A 416-nucleotide genomic window follows, 5' to 3' on the forward strand; every position below is an offset into this window, starting at 1 on the left:
GTTTCTGGCGATACTGTCAACACTTACCAATTCAAAACGACTACAGCGCTGGGTACTGCCCAAACTGATGTAACGACGAAAAAAACCGACTTTGATACCAAAACGGCTGACGCTGCGGCGAAAAACAGCGCTTATCTGGCTGCGAAAGCAATCTCTGATGCATCTGGCGTAGCGGGTGATGTTGCTGCAACCGCAACAGCTAAAACCGCATTTGATACCGCCACTACCGCTGTCGGTACTGCCAATACTGCATTGACCGCCTCTAACGCAGCCTTCAAAACGGCCTTGGATACATCAACGGCCGCTGGTGAAGCGGTTAATGGCAATGCACGTACCGTTGCAGCTAAAGGTTTTGATGTACTGAAAGGTAATGTGGATTCAGCTGGTCTGGCTGTCGGTACGACGCCATTGGCTGA

At 50.7% G+C, this 416-nt stretch carries 1 pseudogene; it reads left to right on the forward strand.

Annotated elements, in window-relative coordinates:
* Window positions 1-416 (forward strand): annotated as a pseudogene (locus ACQ4OC_RS19635) (hypothetical protein); the annotation flags it as partial.

This window comes from Yersinia sp. J1 (genome assembly GCF_050586585.1).
Taxonomy (GTDB): Bacteria; Pseudomonadota; Gammaproteobacteria; order Enterobacterales; family Enterobacteriaceae; genus Yersinia; species Yersinia entomophaga.